Origin of the sequence: Alishewanella jeotgali KCTC 22429 (assembly GCF_000245735.1) — a bacterium.
Taxonomy (GTDB): Bacteria; Pseudomonadota; Gammaproteobacteria; order Enterobacterales; family Alteromonadaceae; genus Alishewanella; species Alishewanella jeotgali.
Genome location: NZ_AHTH01000038.1, coordinates 31,489 through 48,232 on the forward strand (window position 1 = coordinate 31,489; position 16,744 = coordinate 48,232).

Consider the following 16,744-nt stretch of genomic DNA (forward strand, 5'->3'; position numbering starts at 1 on the left):
TAATAACCGATTTAGCAATCAGGCTCCTGCGGGAGCCTGAATTATTTTGGGAGTTGAACCGGGCGGGTTGACTCTGGTGCGGCTTGCCGGAACACCTCTGCCAGAGCAGCAAGTGCGCTGGCAGGGGCCTGATTAGGCCGGTGTAGCAAATACATCGGGCGCCATAAGCCAGCAGTACCCAGGGTTTTGCTAACCAACAGGCCTTGACTGGCAAAGGGTTCCGCCATCCAGCGCGGCAGGGCAGCAATGCCCTGGCCCGCTGCGACCAATTGCACAATTTGGCTGCCTTGGGCGACGGCTTTGAGTTGACCTTTAAAGCTGAGATCCGGCATAAAACAGCGGAATAAGTCCTGCCGCTCAGCTGGGATCGGGTAGCTTAGGATCACCTCGTGCTGCAGCAGCGCCGGTGTAATCTGCTCTGCCTGAGCCAACGGATGATCCGGGCTCACCAACAACACTAACTCCAGCTCAAATAACGGATAAAGCTGCAACTTGTCGGCATGGCGCAGATCGGTGGTTAGCACAATATCCAGCTCGCCAGTTAATAAACTGGTGACAGCATCATGCTCAATTTCATGGCTGAGGGTGATGGTCAGTGCCGGATTCTGCTGGCGATACAGACGCAGTGCCGGCAGGATCCAGTGAAAACAGGCATGACACTCCACACTTAATACTAAAGTGGCGTTTGCGTCGCCAGGCTGCTGTAACTGTCTGAGAGTGTGTGTCACATCAGGCAGCACCCGCTGTGCCAATTCCAGCAACGCCTGGCCGCTAGCCGTAAACTGTAGCGGCTGACTTTTACGCTGAAATAACCTTTGCCCAAGCCGTTGCTCTAACTGACCCAGCTGATGGGAGAGGGCGGATTGGGTAACACAGAGTTCCAGCGCCGCCGCCTGTAAACTACCGGTTTTTGCCAGTGTTGTTAGTGTTTTCAGGTGTTTAAGTTCAAGCATTCAGGGTTAGGCCAGATCTCACGACAAGCAGATGCACACAGCTTAACCCCGGAGTAAGACGCCGGCAACCGCAGCAGGTTGCCGGAGCAGCTTAAAGTTGAAAGGGTTGACCATCTTTGGCGGTAAAGCTTTTTTCCGCCCGGCTGCGGCAGCTGATCTGCCGGCCACTGATCAGGCTAAACCAATTGCAGTCCGGCGTGGTGGTTTGCAGCTGAATATCGTCAATGCCAGCCGGATCCTGACTACCCTGTAGCCCGCGCCGGTTCAGAATCAATTCAACATGGCGCTCTTCATTCTGCAGCAACAGCGCTTCCGGTGATTCGCGGTGACCAATCAGGGCAATAAATTGTGCCGGTTCTTTTAAACCGCTGGTACTGCCATCATGGAAAAACGCCAGTAGTTGCTGGTAGTACACCACATAGCTGGCGACATCTTTATGCGAACCCCGGGCCAGTGGGAAGGTTTTGTCCAGAAAACCTTTTGAGTAATCCATGACCTGGCGCACATGCTGTTGGTTCAGCTCGGTGATCAATTGGATTTGCTGCTGGATATGCAGCTCCTGCTGCAGTGGGTTAGCTAAAGTTGTCATCTTGTGTTCCTCATCGGGTAGGGTCGGTATTTTGCCTCTGATAAGGCTTAGTTTTGGCACTAGCTTTTGCTATTGCTTGAAATCTAGTCTAGATTAGTTTTAAGCATAATTTCACAATAAAAATTTTACAGTGTGAATTTTACAAAATGAAAATCAACAAAAGCCTGCTGCGTAAGTCCCATTTTCTGGGCACTAAAATAAGAAATTTGCGTAAACGCAATAACTTAACTATTGAAGATCTGTCGACCCGCTGTGTGCGGCTGAATCCGGAAGCGGCGCCCTCGGTGTCTTATTTATCGATGATTGAGCGCGGTAAGCGGGTGCCGGCCGTCGAAATGTTGGAAGTCATTGCGCAGGTGTTTCAAAAAGAGCTGGACTGGTTTTTGGATGGCGAAGCGGAGGAGCAGGATCTGGTGCTACCGAAGCAAAGCAAGGGTGGCTTAAATGGTATGCCGTTGGAGCCAGGCTTTTTGTTTAGCGGCGATATCCTGCAAATTGCGATCCCAGAGTTGTTGTCGCAAACCGGCACCAGTGGCCGGCAGTTTGCTCAGCTATTAATTCGCGCCCATCAGGAGCATCATCAGAATCATTTTCCTGAGTTGGAGCGGGCAGCCGAGGAGGTTGGTTTAAAGCGGTTGCCGCTATCGGTTGACGAATTGCTGGCCATCGTCAAACAACTGGGACTGAGTATTCACTGGTTTGATGAAGCGCCGCGCGAGTTAATCGACGAATTGGGCGTCCGCTCGAATAATATTCAAACCTCGTTTTTTGTGCCACCGCAGAGTTTGCATTTGCACCGCGTCTTGCAGCAATGGCCAACCCGCCTGAAATATGAATTGGCGGTACATATCGGCCATGCAGTACTGCATAACAAAGACGGCGTGAAAAGCTCCATGGCAGTCGGCGGGGCGCATGACGATGTGTTCGCTGACAGCAGTAGCATGGCACCGCAGGACATTTTGCATGCCTGGCGCGACTTTGAGTCGAGCTTTTTTGCCGGTGCGCTGCTGTGCCCGAAACAGCCATTCCGGCAGTTGCTGGAGCGGCGTGGCTACGAAATTGCCAGTCACTTGCAGGCTGAAGTGTCGGCTTCGGTGGCGATGCGGCGGATGACGGCAGTATCACCCTATCCGCACTGGCACTATTTTGATGCGTACAGCCCCGGTAAATTAAAGGCAGTGTATCGCGGTAATGGTATCCCGCTGCCCTGGGGCAATATGCGACAAGTCCAGGACCCGTGCCAACACTGGGCGGTATTCCGGATGTTTGAGGTAAAAGAATCGGGCAGTGCGGCGCAACTATCTTTACTGGATGTGCAGGGACAACCGAGAATTTATTGCTGTGAGTCGACCAAGGTCAAAGATTTGGCCGGTAATGACCATGTATTATGTGCTGGTATTGATTTGAATCCGGCTTTGGCGGCTCAGGGGCTGGATGCTGATGCGCTGGCGCAGGAGATGAAGGCACGTTGTATCAGTTACGGTGGCGCTGCTACTGTGCCGCAAAATATTCAAACCACCTTGAAGCGGGTGGCCAATATTCTGAATATCAACTGGGTTAGCCGTAGCATGAATAAACCCGCACAACTGATTTGCGCCCGGGGCGGCAGCTGCCCGCGCTCGCCCAGTTGTTATCAATGCGAGGTTGCCACTTAACACAGCGCGTAGGAGATATGATGACCGAGAAAGTCCAGGCTGAGACGACAGCAGAGGATCCGCAAACTGAACGGGTGACACAAAGGCTTAGCGCCAGTCAGCAGGCCAAGGCAGTGGCGCTTGAAGACATTATTGCCGCCCGTGCGGCTGGCGATTTGCACCAGTTATCCGAGCATTTACTGGCGATGTTGGAAGGCTTGTCACCGGATGATCTGACACAACTGAGTAAGGCGTTACTTAAGGGCGAATCGGCGCAGTCAGAAAAACGCCGTCTGAAAGCCGACCAGCAATTGGCCGCTGACTGGCGCAGTGGCGGCTATCCTTACCAAAACCGCTTAAGTCGCAAAAGCTACGAACAACAGAAATATCAGCTGCAAGTCGAACTGTTAAAGTTACAGCACTGGGTTAAAGCCAGCGGCCAGCGCCTGGTGATCCTGTTTGAGGGGCGGGATGCGGCAGGCAAAGGCGGTACCATCAAGCGCTTTATGGAGCATCTGAATCCGCGTGGCGCCCGTGTGGTCGCGCTCGAGAAACCGACCACGGTTGAGCAGGGGCAGTGGTATTTTCAGCGTTATGTGGCACAGCTACCCACCCGGGGGGAAATCGTGTTATTTGACCGCTCCTGGTACAACAGAGCGGGTGTTGAGCGGGTAATGGGTTTTTGCAGTGATGAGGAGTATCAGGAATTTATGCTGCAAGCGCCAGACTTTGAGCGCCAACTGGTGCGTAGCGGCATTCATCTGATTAAGCTCTGGTTTTCCGTCAGTCGCGACGAGCAGCGGCGCCGCTTTACCGAGCGAGAAGCCCATCCGTTAAAGCAGTGGAAGTTAAGCCCCATCGATCTGGCATCGCTGGATAAATGGGATCACTATACTCAGGCCAAAGAAGCGATGTTTGCTGCAACGGATACCAGCTATGCGCCCTGGACGGTGATTAAATCCGATTGTAAAAAACGTGCCCGCCTTAATGCGATGCGTTACGTGTTGCAGCGCCTGCCATACGAGAACAAAGATGCGGCGGCGATAGGGCTCCCCGATCCGCTGTTGGTGGGGCGGGCTAATGTCATTTTTGAGCAGGGCGAACATGGTTTTGCGTTGGAAAGCAGCAGTTAAGGCCTTTCTCATACTTTGTTACAACTTTATGCCTGGCACAAATTGGCAAGGCCAGACAGAGGGCGTAAGATGAGATGTTCACTCTTTTTTCCCGCGTATAACAGGATATAACAATGAAAAAAATCACCTTAGTGGCCAGTGCGGTAGCCCTGGCTCTTGGCCTGAGTGCCTGTGGTAAGCAAAATGCCCCCGAGCAAAGTGCGGCGGCCAAACCTGCAGTTACCCAGCAACAGGCTGCCCTGGTATCAGGTATTGATACCCAGTACTTTGACTCAAGCGTGGCCTTTGGTCAGGATTTTTTCCTGGCGGTAAATGGCAAATGGCTGGCTGAAACTGAAATTCCTGCTGACAAAGCCACCTATGGCTCTTTCCATATTCTGGCTGACCAATCGCAGCAGGCGGTAAAAGCCATTATTGAAGAAGTCTCTGCCCGGACTGATTTAGCCGCCGGTTCGGACGAACAAAAGCTGGGACACTTCTATAACAGCTTTATGGACCAGTCTGTTATCGAAGAGCTGGGTTTAAGCCCGCTGCAGCCGCAGCTGGATGCGATTAAAGCGCTAAGTGACAAGGCACAGCTACCCGCAATATTTGCCCGCTTACAACGTGATGGCATTGCGATTCCATTTAGCTGGTTTGTTAATAACGATGCGAAAAACTCTACCCAGTATGCGGTGTATTTAAATCAGGGTGGCCTGGGGTTACCAGATCGCGATTACTACTTTAAAGATGATGAAGCCTCACTGAAAATTATCAGTGAATATAAAGCCTATCTGAGCGATATGTTCGCGCTGGCAGGCCATAGCGATGCGGCTGCCGCAGCGGAGCGGGTGTATCAGCTGGAAAAAGCGCTGGCAGAACATCACTGGACCCGTCTCGATAGCCGTAATGCCGATAAGACCTACAATAAACTCAGCAGCACAGAGCTGAATAATAGCCTGGGCGCCTTTGATTGGGCTGCCTATGCTGAGGGCGTAAAGCTGGCTCAGGTCAGCGATATTATTGTGCGTCAGCCAAGTTATTTTGCTGGCTTAGGCCAGGTGATTGCCGGCAGCGATCTGCAAAGCTGGCAGGACTACCTGACCATTAAAACCGTTAATAGCTACGCCGATAAGCTGAACAGTGCCTTTGCTGACCGTCGTTTTGCGTTCTATGGCACCACCTTAAGCGGTATCCAGGAGCAACAACCACGTTGGAAGCGCGCTGTCGATGCTGCCGATCAGGTGCTGGGCGAGCTGACGGGTAAGCTGTATGTCGAGCGTCATTTCAGTCCGGCGGCGAAAGCACGGATGGAAGAGTTGGTCGCTAACCTGATTAAAGCCTATGAGGTGTCGATCAAAGAGCTGGAGTGGATGAGCGAAGACACCAAGGTCGCGGCTTTGGAAAAACTGAGCAAATTTACGCCGAAAATTGGTTATCCGAACAAGTGGAAAGATTACTCCGCGCTGGAGATCAAAGCCAATGATCTGGTCGGTAACTTTATCCGTGCCAGTCACTGGGGCTATGATGAGATGGTGAGCAAGTTGGGCAAGCCAATCGATAAAGACGAATGGTTTATGACACCGCAAACGGTCAACGCTTACTACAACCCGGTGAATAACGAAATCGTGTTCCCGGCCGCCATTTTGCAGCCACCGTTCTTTAATATGGCAGCCGATGATGCCGTAAACTACGGCGGTATCGGTGCAGTAATTGGCCATGAAATCGGCCATGGCTTTGACGATCAGGGTGCTAAATACGACGGTGACGGTAACCTGCGTAACTGGTGGACCGAGCAGGATAAAGCTCAGTTCCAGGCCCGCGGTGCCAAGCTGATTGGTCAGTATAATCGCTTTGAGCCGCTGCCGGGTGTTAATGTGAACGGTGCAGTGGCACTGGGTGAGAATATCGGTGACCTCGGCGGTATGACGGTAGCCCTGAAAGCCTATCAGTTATCACTAAATGGTCAGCAAGCACCGGTGATGGATGGCTTTACCGGTGAACAACGCTTCTTTATCAGCTGGGCCCAAATCTGGCGCACCAAGTTCCGTGAAGAAGCGCTGCGTCGCCAGTTGAGCACAGGCCCGCACTCGCCAGCCCATTATCGGGTAATTGGTGTGCTGCCAAATATGCCGGAGTTTTATACCGCCTTTGATATTAAAGAAGGTGATGCGATGTATTTACCGGTCGAGCAGCGCGTTAAGATCTGGTAATCCATAGCGCGCTGTCACTATAATCAAGCCGTGGTTACCTTGTTTGGAAATCGCAAGGTGCCACGGCTTTTTGCTGCCTTGGTCAGACCACTATAAATTAAAATTACCTGCCTGACGCTTTGTATTCAGCAAATTTATAACCATTATAAGTGTGTGTGCATTAGTGTTAATATGCTTTTGCTCTGATCTTTCTTATAATTGAGCCCATTCATTCACCGGAATGACGTTGCAGTGACCAGACTGCAAGCAACGACCAAGAGGACATAACTGTGTTACAAGAATATCGTGAACACGTGGCGGAACGCGCCGCCCAGGGTATCCCGGCTAAGCCCTTAAATGCTGAGCAAGTTGCTGCCTTAGTTGAATTATTAAAGAACCCGCCAAAAGGCGAGGAAGAAGTTATTTTAGATTTGCTGGTCAACCGGGTACCACCTGGTGTTGACGAAGCCGCTTATGTTAAAGCCGGCTTCCTGGCTGCTGTCGCCAAAGGCGAAGCCAAAAGTCCACTAATCAGCGCCGAGCGTGCCGTTGAGCTGTTGGGTACCATGATGGGTGGTTACAATATTGAGCCACTGATCAGCCTGCTGGATGATGCCAAGCTGGCGCCAGTTGCCGCCAAAGCCCTGTCACATACCTTACTGATTTTCGATGCTTTCCACGATGTCACTGAAAAAGCTGAAGCGGGTAATCAGTATGCCAAGCAAGTACTGCAAAGCTGGGCTGACGCCGAATGGTTTGAAGCCAAGCCAGAGCTGGCGAAGAAAATTACCGTTACCGTGTTTAAAGTTGCCGGTGAAACCAACACCGACGATTTATCACCAGCACCGGATGCTTGGTCACGCCCGGACATCCCACTGCATGCGTTAGCCATGCTAAAAAACAGCCGCGAAGGTATCGAACCGGATCAGCCTGGTACTGTTGGCCCGATCAAGCAGCTGGAAAAACTGAAAGAAAAAGGTTTCCCACTGGCTTATGTCGGTGACGTAGTGGGTACCGGTTCATCACGTAAATCAGCGACGAACTCAGTGCTGTGGTTTATGGGTGACGATATTCCATACGTACCGAACAAGCGCGGTGGCGGCTTTGTGTTAGGCGGCAAGATTGCGCCGATTTTCTTCAATACCATGGAAGACTCAGGTGCACTGCCAATTGAAGTTGATGTCAGCAAGCTCGAGATGGGCGATGTGATCGACATTCTGCCGTACGAAGGCAAAATCGTGCGTCATGGTAGCGGCGAAGTGCTGGCTGAATTTAGCCTGGCAACTGACGTGTTAATTGATGAAGTGCGTGCCGGTGGCCGTATTCCACTGATTATCGGCCGTGGTTTAACTGACCGTGCCCGGGAGTTCTTAGGTTTAGCTGCTTCTGATAAATTCCGTCGCCCACAAGCCAAAGCAGACTCAGGCAAAGGCTTTACGCTGGCACAGAAAATGGTGGGTAAGGCGTGTGGCGTGAAAGGTGTGCGTCCTGGTACTTACTGTGAGCCGAAGATGACGACAGTGGGTTCGCAAGACACCACTGGTCCCATGACCCGTGACGAGTTAAAAGACTTAGCCTGTTTAGGTTTCTCTGCCGATCTGACGATGCAGTCGTTCTGTCACACTGCCGCTTATCCGAAGCCGGTCGACGTTGATACGCATCATACTCTGCCAGACTTTATTATGAACCGTGGCGGTGTCTCACTGCGTCCGGGCGATGGTATTATCCACAGCTGGTTAAACCGTATGTTGCTGCCAGATACCGTGGGTACCGGTGGTGACTCACATACCCGTTTCCCAATTGGTATTTCATTCCCGGCTGGTTCTGGTTTAGTGGCGTTTGCCGCAGCAACTGGTGTGATGCCACTGGATATGCCTGAGTCGGTACTGGTGCGCTTTAAAGGTGAAATGCAGCCTGGTATTACGCTGCGCGACTTAGTGCACGCCATTCCTTATGTTGCCATTCAGAAAGGTTTGCTGACTGTTGATAAGAAAGGTAAGAAAAACATCTTCTCTGGCCGCATTCTGGAAATCGAAGGTTTACCGAATCTGACCGTAGAGCAGGCGTTTGAATTATCTGATGCCTCTGCGGAGCGTTCAGCAGCCGGTTGTACCATCAAGCTGTCAAAAGAGTCGATTGCCGAATATCTGGAATCGAATATCGTGATGCTGAAGTGGATGATCGCGGAAGGTTACGGTGATGTGCGTACTATCGAGCGCCGGATCAATGCGATGCAGGCCTGGCTGAAAGATCCACAGCTGATGGAAGCCGATGCCGATGCCGAATACACTGAAGTGATCGAAATCGATCTGGCCGACATTAAAGAGCCGGTGCTGTGTGCACCAAATGATCCGGATGATGCCCGTTTACTGTCTGAAGTTGCCGGCGACAAGATTGATGAAGTGTTTATCGGTTCTTGTATGACTAACATTGGCCACTTCCGTGCTGCCGGTAAGTTACTGGATAAGTTCAAAGGCCAGTTACCAACCCGGTTATGGATCGCGCCACCGACTAAGATGGACCAGGCCCAGCTGACCGAAGAAGGTTACTACGGTATTTATGGCAAAGTGGGTGCCCGCACCGAGATGCCAGGCTGTTCACTCTGTATGGGTAACCAGGCACGCGTAGCTGAGAAGTCAACGGTGGTGTCTACTTCTACCCGTAACTTCCCGAACCGTTTAGGTCAAGGTGCTAACGTATATCTGGCGTCTGCTGAGCTGGCTGCGGTATCTTCAATTATCGGAAGATTACCGACAGTGGCAGAATATATGGAATATGCGAAACAAATCGATGCTACGGCAGCCGATACCTATCGCTACCTGAACTTCCATAAGATGCCGCAGTACACCAAAAAAGCGGATAATGTAATTATCCAGCAAGCGGTGTAAGCACTTAGTAACGACTAACAACGCCTGCCTTGTGCAGGCGTTGTTATTTCTGCAGCCGCAATAAAGCAAACAGTTGGCAAAGATGGAATACGACTTTATCTATGATCGCGACAGCCGGCGCTACCGGCTTAAACTCGCCACTGAACAAGCGGCGCTGCAGCAATTTCTGCTGGATGAGTTTGCGCACCGCGCCAGTGCTTACCAGCCACTGCTAAGCCAGCTACAGGCACTCAAGCCTTATCAGGACTGGCAGTATCAGGGGCGTGAATTTAGCTTACTGGTGCAGCAGCAGGAAGTGCGGGTTTGCCATAATAGTCTGTTGGCAACGGAGAGCGGTGAGTTGGCCGTACAATCACTGCCGGAGGAGCTGGACGACGATTTACAGCTGGATGAAAGCGGGCTTTGCAGCGAATGCGGGCTGGCAGACTTGTTACTGTTGCTACAAGCCTGGCAGGAATTTCTGCCGGCATAAGCAGCTACATAACGTCATGCCGATACGATGCTTTTCAGATCGCTGATACGGGTACTGGCTTGCACTCTGGCAGGGAAAAACGCACTAAACTGGTGCGTTTTTTTTCGCCAACTGTAAGCCATAAAGCTTAAGTGTATGTTTTATATCAAATAAAAATCTTGGCACAAGGTTTTCTTATCTTTTTAAGCGAACAGCATAATTAGTCGATAAGGAAAACCATCATGAAGCTTGTATGTGCCATCATCAAGCCGTTCAAACTGGATGATGTCCGGGAAGCAATTGCGGACATCGGGGTAGAAGGTTTAACGGTTACTGAAGTAAAGGGTTTTGGCCGCCAGAAAGGCCACACCGAGCTCTATCGCGGAGCCGAGTATCAGGTTGATTTCCTGCCAAAAGTAAAACTGGAAATTGCTACCCAGGACGATCAGGTAGAACGCTTACTGGAAGCGATCCAGAAAGCGGCTTATACCGGCCGGATTGGCGACGGCAAGATCTTTGTCTATGACCTGGAGCAGGCGGTACGGATCCGTACCGGCGAAACTGACGCAGAAGCGATTTAAGGAGCCTTGCCATGCAAGAACAAATTTATCATTTACAGTTTGCAATGGACACCTTCTACTTCCTGATCTGTGGGGTGCTGGTGATGTGGATGGCGGCAGGCTTTTCGATGCTGGAAGCCGGTCTGGTGCGGGCCAAGAATACCACCGAGATTCTGACCAAGAATATCGCGCTGTACTCGATTGCCTGCATTATGTATTTAATCTGTGGCTACTACTTTATGTACGATGGCGGCATTTTCCTGCAAGGTATTGCTGAAATTGACGTTGATGCCACTTTAGCCTCCTTTGCGGAGCAAAATGAGTTTACCGGTGATGCTGTCTATTCCGGTGCGTCAGACTTTTTCTTCCAGGTCGTTTTCGTGGCAACTGCCATGTCGATTGTCTCTGGTGCCGTGGCCGAGCGGATGAAGTTGTGGGCCTTTTTAGCCTTTGCCGTGGTCATGACCGGTTTTATCTATCCGATGCAAGGTAGCTGGACCTGGGGTGGCAAAGAAGTATTTGGCTTATATAACTTAGGCGATTTAGGTTTCTCGGACTTTGCCGGCTCAGGCATAGTACATATGGCGGGTGCCGCTGCTGCGTTAGCCGGGGTGTTACTGTTAGGTGCCCGGAAAGGTAAATACAGTAAAGATGGTAAAATTAATGCGATTCCAGGCGCTAATATGCCATTGGCGGCGCTGGGTACGCTGATCCTGTGGATGGGCTGGTTTGGCTTTAACGGTGGTTCAGTATTAAAACTGGGTGATATTGCCAATGCGCACAGTGTCGCCGTGGTGTTTCTGAATACTAACGCTGCTGCCGCCTCGGGTGTGGTCGCCGCCCTGATTACCTCGGTGATCCTGTTCCGTAAAGCTGACCTGACCATGGCGCTAAACGGCGCCCTGGCGGGATTGGTGGCGATTACTGCTGAACCTTCGACGCCGACACCATTACAAGCCGCGATCTTCGGTGCGATAGCCGGTGTGTTAGTGGTCGCCTCTATTCTGGCGCTGGATAAAATTAAAATCGATGACCCTGTTGGTGCGATTTCTGTGCACGGCGTAGTCGGCTTATATGGTTTGTTATTAGTGCCCATCACTAATGCTGATAGCAGCTTTAGTGGCCAGATCATAGGTGCCCTGACCATCTTCGGTTGGGTATTTGCCACCAGTCTATTGGTGTGGTTCGTACTGAAGTTAGTCATCGGCATCCGGGTTAGCGAAGAAGCCGAATACGAGGGTGTTGACAGTTCAGAGTGTGGTATTGAGGCCTATCCTGAATTCGTCGCCTCGGTAAAGTAAGCAGCCCGCAGCGTGCAGGTGGCACGTTGCGGGAGCCTGTGGCTGAGCCTGTGTTAGCACCGCTAACCGGGAGCACCCACTAGACTTGTCCCACCTAAACACGTCTATCCTTGTCCTTTGTCTGAATTTGACGCCCCGTGGTGAAAACCGCGGGGTTTTTTTATCTGTCAGCGGAACTGTTGCGCCAGGCACGGGTGTGCAAAGGCAGGAGAAAATAAGGCGGCCAGAAAGGTAGCTGGTATTAGCTGAAAAAAATATTAGCGTGTATTTGGGGTAAAAAAGCTGGGGCGAAAAAAGTGAGGTAGTATAAAGGAAGCGGGCCGCAAACTGCGCGGCCACTGATTCCTGATGCATCCATTGCAACCTCGATCCCTGAGGCAAATCCTGTTCGTCCTGATGGCATCCCGCCTGAGCATCCTGCAACTGACATCCGGTCAGTATCCTGAGTTCCGGTAGTGGGCACTCCGGTGCCCGCTAGTGCATCCTGCCGTCATCAACGATGACTTATCCTATGATGGTAACGGCTATCCTTACTACCATCTGCCTGGCCGCAGCCTGCGACCCGGGATCAATATTGCCATCCAAGGCTGTCCATCAAAGCTCTTTCATCCTGCCGAGCCTTCTTCATCCTGAAGGTGTCCTGTTTCTTCCTTGTGCATCCTGCCTGTTCGGTGCTTCCGGCACCTGTTGCGCATTAAAGCGCTCGACTCCTGTCGGGCATCCTGCCAGCTAACTTCCTGTCAGCTATCATTCCGTCGATGTAAGTATTATGCACCTTTGCCGCAGCTTTTGGGGGCATGTAAGACAATTCGTACCTTAGTCATAAAGTTGTAAGATAGTGGTTAATTTGAATAAGTTATTTAAATACAGGTGCTTAATTGATTCTGTCCCTAAGGTGGTGGCTTAAAATAGCGTTTTGGCTGCGTCTTTTGTGAGATATATCTCACAAACTTTCGGGGGATTAAGCTTAGACTGATTTAGGGTATACTAGGGGCAAGGATATTAAACAGACCGGAACTCTTACACTGGCATGGCGCGGGAACAATTAGGCATTTGTGCCGAAGCAAATTTACATGCGAGCTATTTGCTGTGTAACGTCCTGGACGGGCAGGAAGCCATTTTGCGGCAAAAGCTGCTGCGCATTCCACAAATGTTGCAACGCTTGGCCGAACATTTTTCGGAGTCGATGCTAACCGGTCTGGTGGCTATCAGTAGTCATTATTGGGATAGCCTTTATCCCTGGCAACGCCCGGCAGGCTTGCAGGCCTTTCCGGTACTACCTTCAGAGCATCTGGCAGTGAGCTGCAGTATGGCTGATTTACTGATCCAGGTCAGATCGGATCGCTTGGATGTAAACTATATTGCGCTACAACAGATCCAGCAGCTGTTGCTGGCGAATATTGAAGTGTCTGAGCAACTCTCCGGCTTCCGTTATTTGGATGGCAGGCAACTTACCGGTTTTCCGGATGCGCCGCAGAATCCCCGCGGTATAAAACGGCGTCAGGCTGCTTTGGTGCCGGCTGTCGATTCCCCCATGTTCGCTGGCGGTAGTTATTTGCATTTTTATCGCGCCAACCTGGACCTGAAACACTGGCAGCAACTGACCGTAGCGCAACAGGAAGAGATTCTGGGCTTTGCGAAAACCGATGGCAAGCCGCTACCGGCTGAGCGACTGCTGCCTAACAGCCATCTGCAGTGCAGTCTGGCTGGCGGGTTAGCACCGCTCCCTCTGCTGCAACAAAATATGCCTTTTGCGCAGGGCAATAGTCAGGGCCTGTTGGTGCTGAACTTTAGTCATCAGGCCGAGCGCTTTGCACAGCAATGGCATTACCGCTTAGGCTTAAATGAAGGGCGATATTACGACAGCCTGCTGGATTTCTACCGCATCGATTTGGCCGCGGCCTTTTTTGTTCCTGCTCTGGGCTTTCTGGAGGCTGCCGCTAATGGCAGCCTTGGTACATCCTCAGACCTTTTCGAATAACTCCGTCACTTTTTGCAAAGTAAAGTCGATATTTTTCACGCTAATCGGCGCAATAAAAATCGTATCGTCACCCGCGATGGTCCCCAATACGCCTTCCGCTTTACCAACTGAATCCAGCAAGCGGGCAATCAGTTGCGCCGCACCCGGGCTGGTACGGATAATAATCATCACATCGTTGTGCTCGATATCCAGCACCAACTGCCGTAGCGGGCTTTTGGTGGTAGGTACCCCCAGCTCCGGTGGCAGGGTGTAGACCATTTCCTGTCTGGCATTACGGGTGCGTACCGCACCGTATTTGCTCAGCATACGGGAGACTTTGGACTGGCTAACGTTATCAAACCCTTCTTTTTTCAGCGCATCGACAATTTCGCCCTGAGAACCAAAACTTTCCGTTTTCAATAAGGCTTTAAATGCATGGATCAGCGCTTCCTGGCGGTTTTGTTTTGTCATAGTTTGAGTTTCCGCATTATTCTTTTCCCGGATACTAACAAAAATCGCGCAACAATGCAGTTGGTACAGTAAAATAGCCTTTACGCTATTTAGATGCTTTGGCATCGGCTGAACTGCCGAAATTGTTTAGACTTTAGGCGTAAGATATTTGTATTTTCGCCGCCATTTCAGTATTGTTGGCGCGGTTATTCTGAACTGTAAAATTGGAGAGAATCATGAAAGTTGCCGTATTAGGTGCAGCCGGTGGTATCGGTCAGGCACTGTCTTTATTACTGAAATTAGATTTACCTGCCGGCACAGACTTAGCCTTATATGATCTGGCTCCAGTAACACCGGGCGTGGCAGTTGATTTAAGCCATATCCCAACCGCAGTAAAAGTAACGGGTTTTGGTAAAGAAGACCTGAGCAAGGCGCTCCTTGGTGCTGATATCGTGATGATCCCTGCTGGTATGCCGCGCAAGCCAGGTATGGACCGCTCTGATTTATTCAATATCAACGCCGGTGTGGTAAAAACTCTGGCCGAAGCCATTGTTGAAAATTGCCCGAAAGCGCTGGTGGGTATTATCACTAACCCGGTCAATACCACTGTTGCTATCGCTGCTGACGTGTTCAAAAAAGCCGGTACTTACGATCCGCGTCGCCTGTTCGGTGTGACGACGCTGGATGTGATCCGTGCTGAAACCTTCGTTGCCGAATTAAAAGGCAAAAGCCCTGTTGATGTGGCCGTGCCTGTTATCGGTGGTCACAGTGGCACCACTATTCTGCCATTATTATCGCAAGTGGCTGATGTCAGTTTCTCGGATGAGGAAGTGAAATCTTTAACGCACCGTATTCAGAACGCCGGTACTGAAGTGGTTGAAGCTAAGGCGGGTGGCGGATCGGCTACGCTGTCTATGGGTCAGGCAGCTGCCCGTTTCTGTTTGTCACTGGTTAAAGGTTTACAAGGTAAAACGGTTACTGAATACGCTTATGTAGAAGGTAACGGTGAATATGCCCGTTTCTTCGCTCAGCCAATCGTACTGGGTAAAAACGGTGTCGAGCACCTGCTGCCAATCGGCGAGCTGAGTGCTTTTGAACAAAAAGCCATGACCGATATGTTAGGCACCCTGAAAGCGGATATTACGCTGGGTGAAGAGTTCGTTAAGAACAATTAAGCCTGGTCGTCGCTATAACAATAAAGGCGCCGTTGGCGCCTTTCAGACTGCTGACAAAGTCCTGGACGCCGATCCAGGACTTTGATCTAATAAGGTTAGTTGATTTGAAGGCTAACCATCATGCTCAAAACTCCCTCTCCTCAACAATATCAGTTAGAAATGGTCACGCTCGAAGAGCTGGTACCGAAGAACCATTTGGTTCGCAAGGTCGATGCCGCCATTGATTTCGAGTTCATTCGTGCTGAAGTCGAACATCTCTACTGCAAAGATAATGGCCGTCCGCCGATTGACCCTGTCCGTTTGTTTAAGATGATGATCCTCGGCTATCTGTTTGGCATTCCCAGTGAGCGTCGTCTGGTACAGGAAATTCAGGTTAATGTGGCTTATCGCTGGTTTTTGCGGATGGGATTAACCGAGAAAGTGCCTGATGCCTCCACGCTGAGCCAGAATCGTATTCGTCGTTTTAACGGCACGGATGTGTTTCAGCGTATCTTCGACCGGATAGTTGAACAGGCGTATGAGCAGCGTCTGATTGGTGGTCACACGCTTTACACTGACAGCACACATTTAAAAGCCAATGCCAATAAGCGCAAGGCGGTGAACAAAGAGGTGGCGGTCAGTGCATCGGCGTATATCGCTGAGCTCAACAAGGCGGTTGAAGAGGACCGGTTAGCCCATGGCAAAGCGCCACTGAAGCAAGATGACTCGAAGGAGCCCGAAACCAAAAATCAAAAGGTCAGCACAACCGACCCTGACAGTGGCTTTATGACGCGGGAAGGCAAACCACAGGGCTTCTTCTACCTTGACCATCGCACCGTGGATGGCCGCCACGGCATCATCACGGATACCTTCGTGACGCCGGGGAATGTGCATGATAGCCAGCCCTATCTGGCCAGATTAGACCGTCAGCTTGAGCGCTTTAAGTTTAGTCCGATAGCCGTTGGTTTGGATGCGGGCTACTTTACTGCACCGCTTTGCCATTTAATCCGGGAGCGGCAAATTGCACCGGTTATTGCCTACCGTCGTCCCAATGTCACCGCTAATCCGATTAAGAAGAAGCAATTTACCTACGATAAAACAACCGATACCTATCGTTGCCCCCAAGGTGAAATCCTGACTTACAGCACGACAGACCGTCAGGGCTACCGGCATTATCAATCTAACCCTAAAGTGTGTCAGGATTGCCCGCTACGTCAGGACTGCACGAAGAACAAGCAGTATAAGAAAACGATAACCCGGCATGTCTGGGAAGAGGATAAAGAGCATGTGAGTGGTTTGCGGCTGCTGTCGTGGGGTAAGAAGATTTACAACCGACGAAAAGAGACGGTTGAACGCAGCTTCGCAGACGCAAAACAGCATCATGGCCATCGCTATGCACGGTTCCGTGGTCTGGCGAAAGTGCAGATGCAGTGTTTACTGGCGGCGGTAGCGCAAAACATCAAGAAAATGGCCTTGCTGGCCTTTTTATCGCTTTTTTAT

13 protein-coding genes are annotated in these 16,744 nt (G+C 51.0%); 10 read left to right on the plus strand and 3 right to left on the minus strand.

Features of this window, described 5'->3' with window-relative positions; translation table 11 throughout:
- Positions 1-41 precede the first annotated feature (41 nt).
- Entirely contained in the window at positions 42-953 is a 912-nt protein-coding gene (locus AJE_RS11525) for a LysR substrate-binding domain-containing protein (RefSeq protein WP_008951000.1), read from the minus strand.
- Between the two features lie 91 nt (positions 954-1,044).
- Positions 1,045-1,542 (minus strand): aldolase/citrate lyase/malate synthase family protein, encoded by a 498-nt coding sequence (locus AJE_RS11530; protein ID WP_008609286.1) that lies wholly within the window; start codon positions 1,540-1,542, stop codon positions 1,045-1,047.
- Positions 1,543-1,688: 146 nt separating this feature from the next.
- On the opposite strand from AJE_RS11530, the gene AJE_RS11535 reads away from it, so the two are divergent.
- The 8 genes from AJE_RS11535 (at position 1,689) to AJE_RS11570 (ending at position 13,661) form a co-directional block, all read left to right on the plus strand.
- Entirely contained in the window at positions 1,689-3,197 is a 1,509-nt protein-coding gene (locus AJE_RS11535; RefSeq protein WP_008951001.1) for a DUF3612 domain-containing protein, read from the plus strand.
- Between the two features lie 20 nt (positions 3,198-3,217).
- Positions 3,218-4,309, plus strand: a complete 1,092-nt coding sequence (gene ppk2 / locus AJE_RS11540; RefSeq protein ID WP_008951002.1) for a polyphosphate kinase 2 — start codon at positions 3,218-3,220, stop codon at positions 4,307-4,309.
- A gap of 113 nt (positions 4,310-4,422) precedes the next feature.
- Positions 4,423-6,501: a M13 family metallopeptidase gene (locus tag AJE_RS11545; RefSeq protein WP_008951003.1), complete on the plus strand. Its 2,079-nt coding sequence runs from the start codon at positions 4,423-4,425 to the stop codon at positions 6,499-6,501.
- A 269-nt stretch (positions 6,502-6,770) separates the two neighbouring features.
- The gene (gene acnB, locus AJE_RS11550; RefSeq protein WP_008951004.1) at positions 6,771-9,368 is read left to right on the plus strand and encodes a bifunctional aconitate hydratase 2/2-methylisocitrate dehydratase; all 2,598 of its coding nucleotides are present in this window, start codon (positions 6,771-6,773) and stop codon (positions 9,366-9,368) included.
- Between the two features lie 82 nt (positions 9,369-9,450).
- Positions 9,451-9,840 (plus strand): YacL family protein, encoded by a 390-nt coding sequence (locus tag AJE_RS11555; protein WP_008951005.1) that lies wholly within the window; start codon positions 9,451-9,453, stop codon positions 9,838-9,840.
- A gap of 221 nt (positions 9,841-10,061) precedes the next feature.
- The gene (gene glnK / locus AJE_RS11560) at positions 10,062-10,400 is read left to right on the plus strand and encodes a P-II family nitrogen regulator (RefSeq protein WP_008609277.1); all 339 of its coding nucleotides are present in this window, start codon (positions 10,062-10,064) and stop codon (positions 10,398-10,400) included.
- Positions 10,401-10,411: 11 nt separating this feature from the next.
- Complete coding sequence (locus tag AJE_RS11565; protein WP_008951006.1) at positions 10,412-11,680, plus strand: ammonium transporter; 1,269 nt, start codon at positions 10,412-10,414, stop codon at positions 11,678-11,680.
- Between the two features lie 1,030 nt (positions 11,681-12,710).
- Entirely contained in the window at positions 12,711-13,661 is a 951-nt protein-coding gene (locus tag AJE_RS11570; RefSeq protein ID WP_008951007.1) for a Dyp-type peroxidase, read from the plus strand.
- Here AJE_RS11570 and argR read toward each other — a convergent pair.
- Complete coding sequence (gene argR / locus AJE_RS11575; protein WP_008951008.1) at positions 13,644-14,111, minus strand: transcriptional regulator ArgR; 468 nt, start codon at positions 14,109-14,111, stop codon at positions 13,644-13,646. The two genes, AJE_RS11570 and argR, sit on opposite strands and share 18 nt — an antisense overlap.
- Before the next feature lie 215 nt (positions 14,112-14,326).
- Between argR and mdh the strand changes: the two genes are divergently transcribed.
- Positions 14,327-15,265 carry a malate dehydrogenase gene (gene mdh / locus AJE_RS11580; protein ID WP_008951009.1) on the plus strand — a complete coding sequence of 313 codons (939 nt, stop codon included), beginning with the start codon at positions 14,327-14,329 and terminating at the stop codon, positions 15,263-15,265.
- Positions 15,266-15,385: 120 nt separating this feature from the next.
- Positions 15,386-16,744, plus strand: a 1,359-nt coding sequence (locus AJE_RS11585) for an IS1182 family transposase (RefSeq protein WP_008950654.1), incomplete at its 3' end; no start/stop codon positions are given.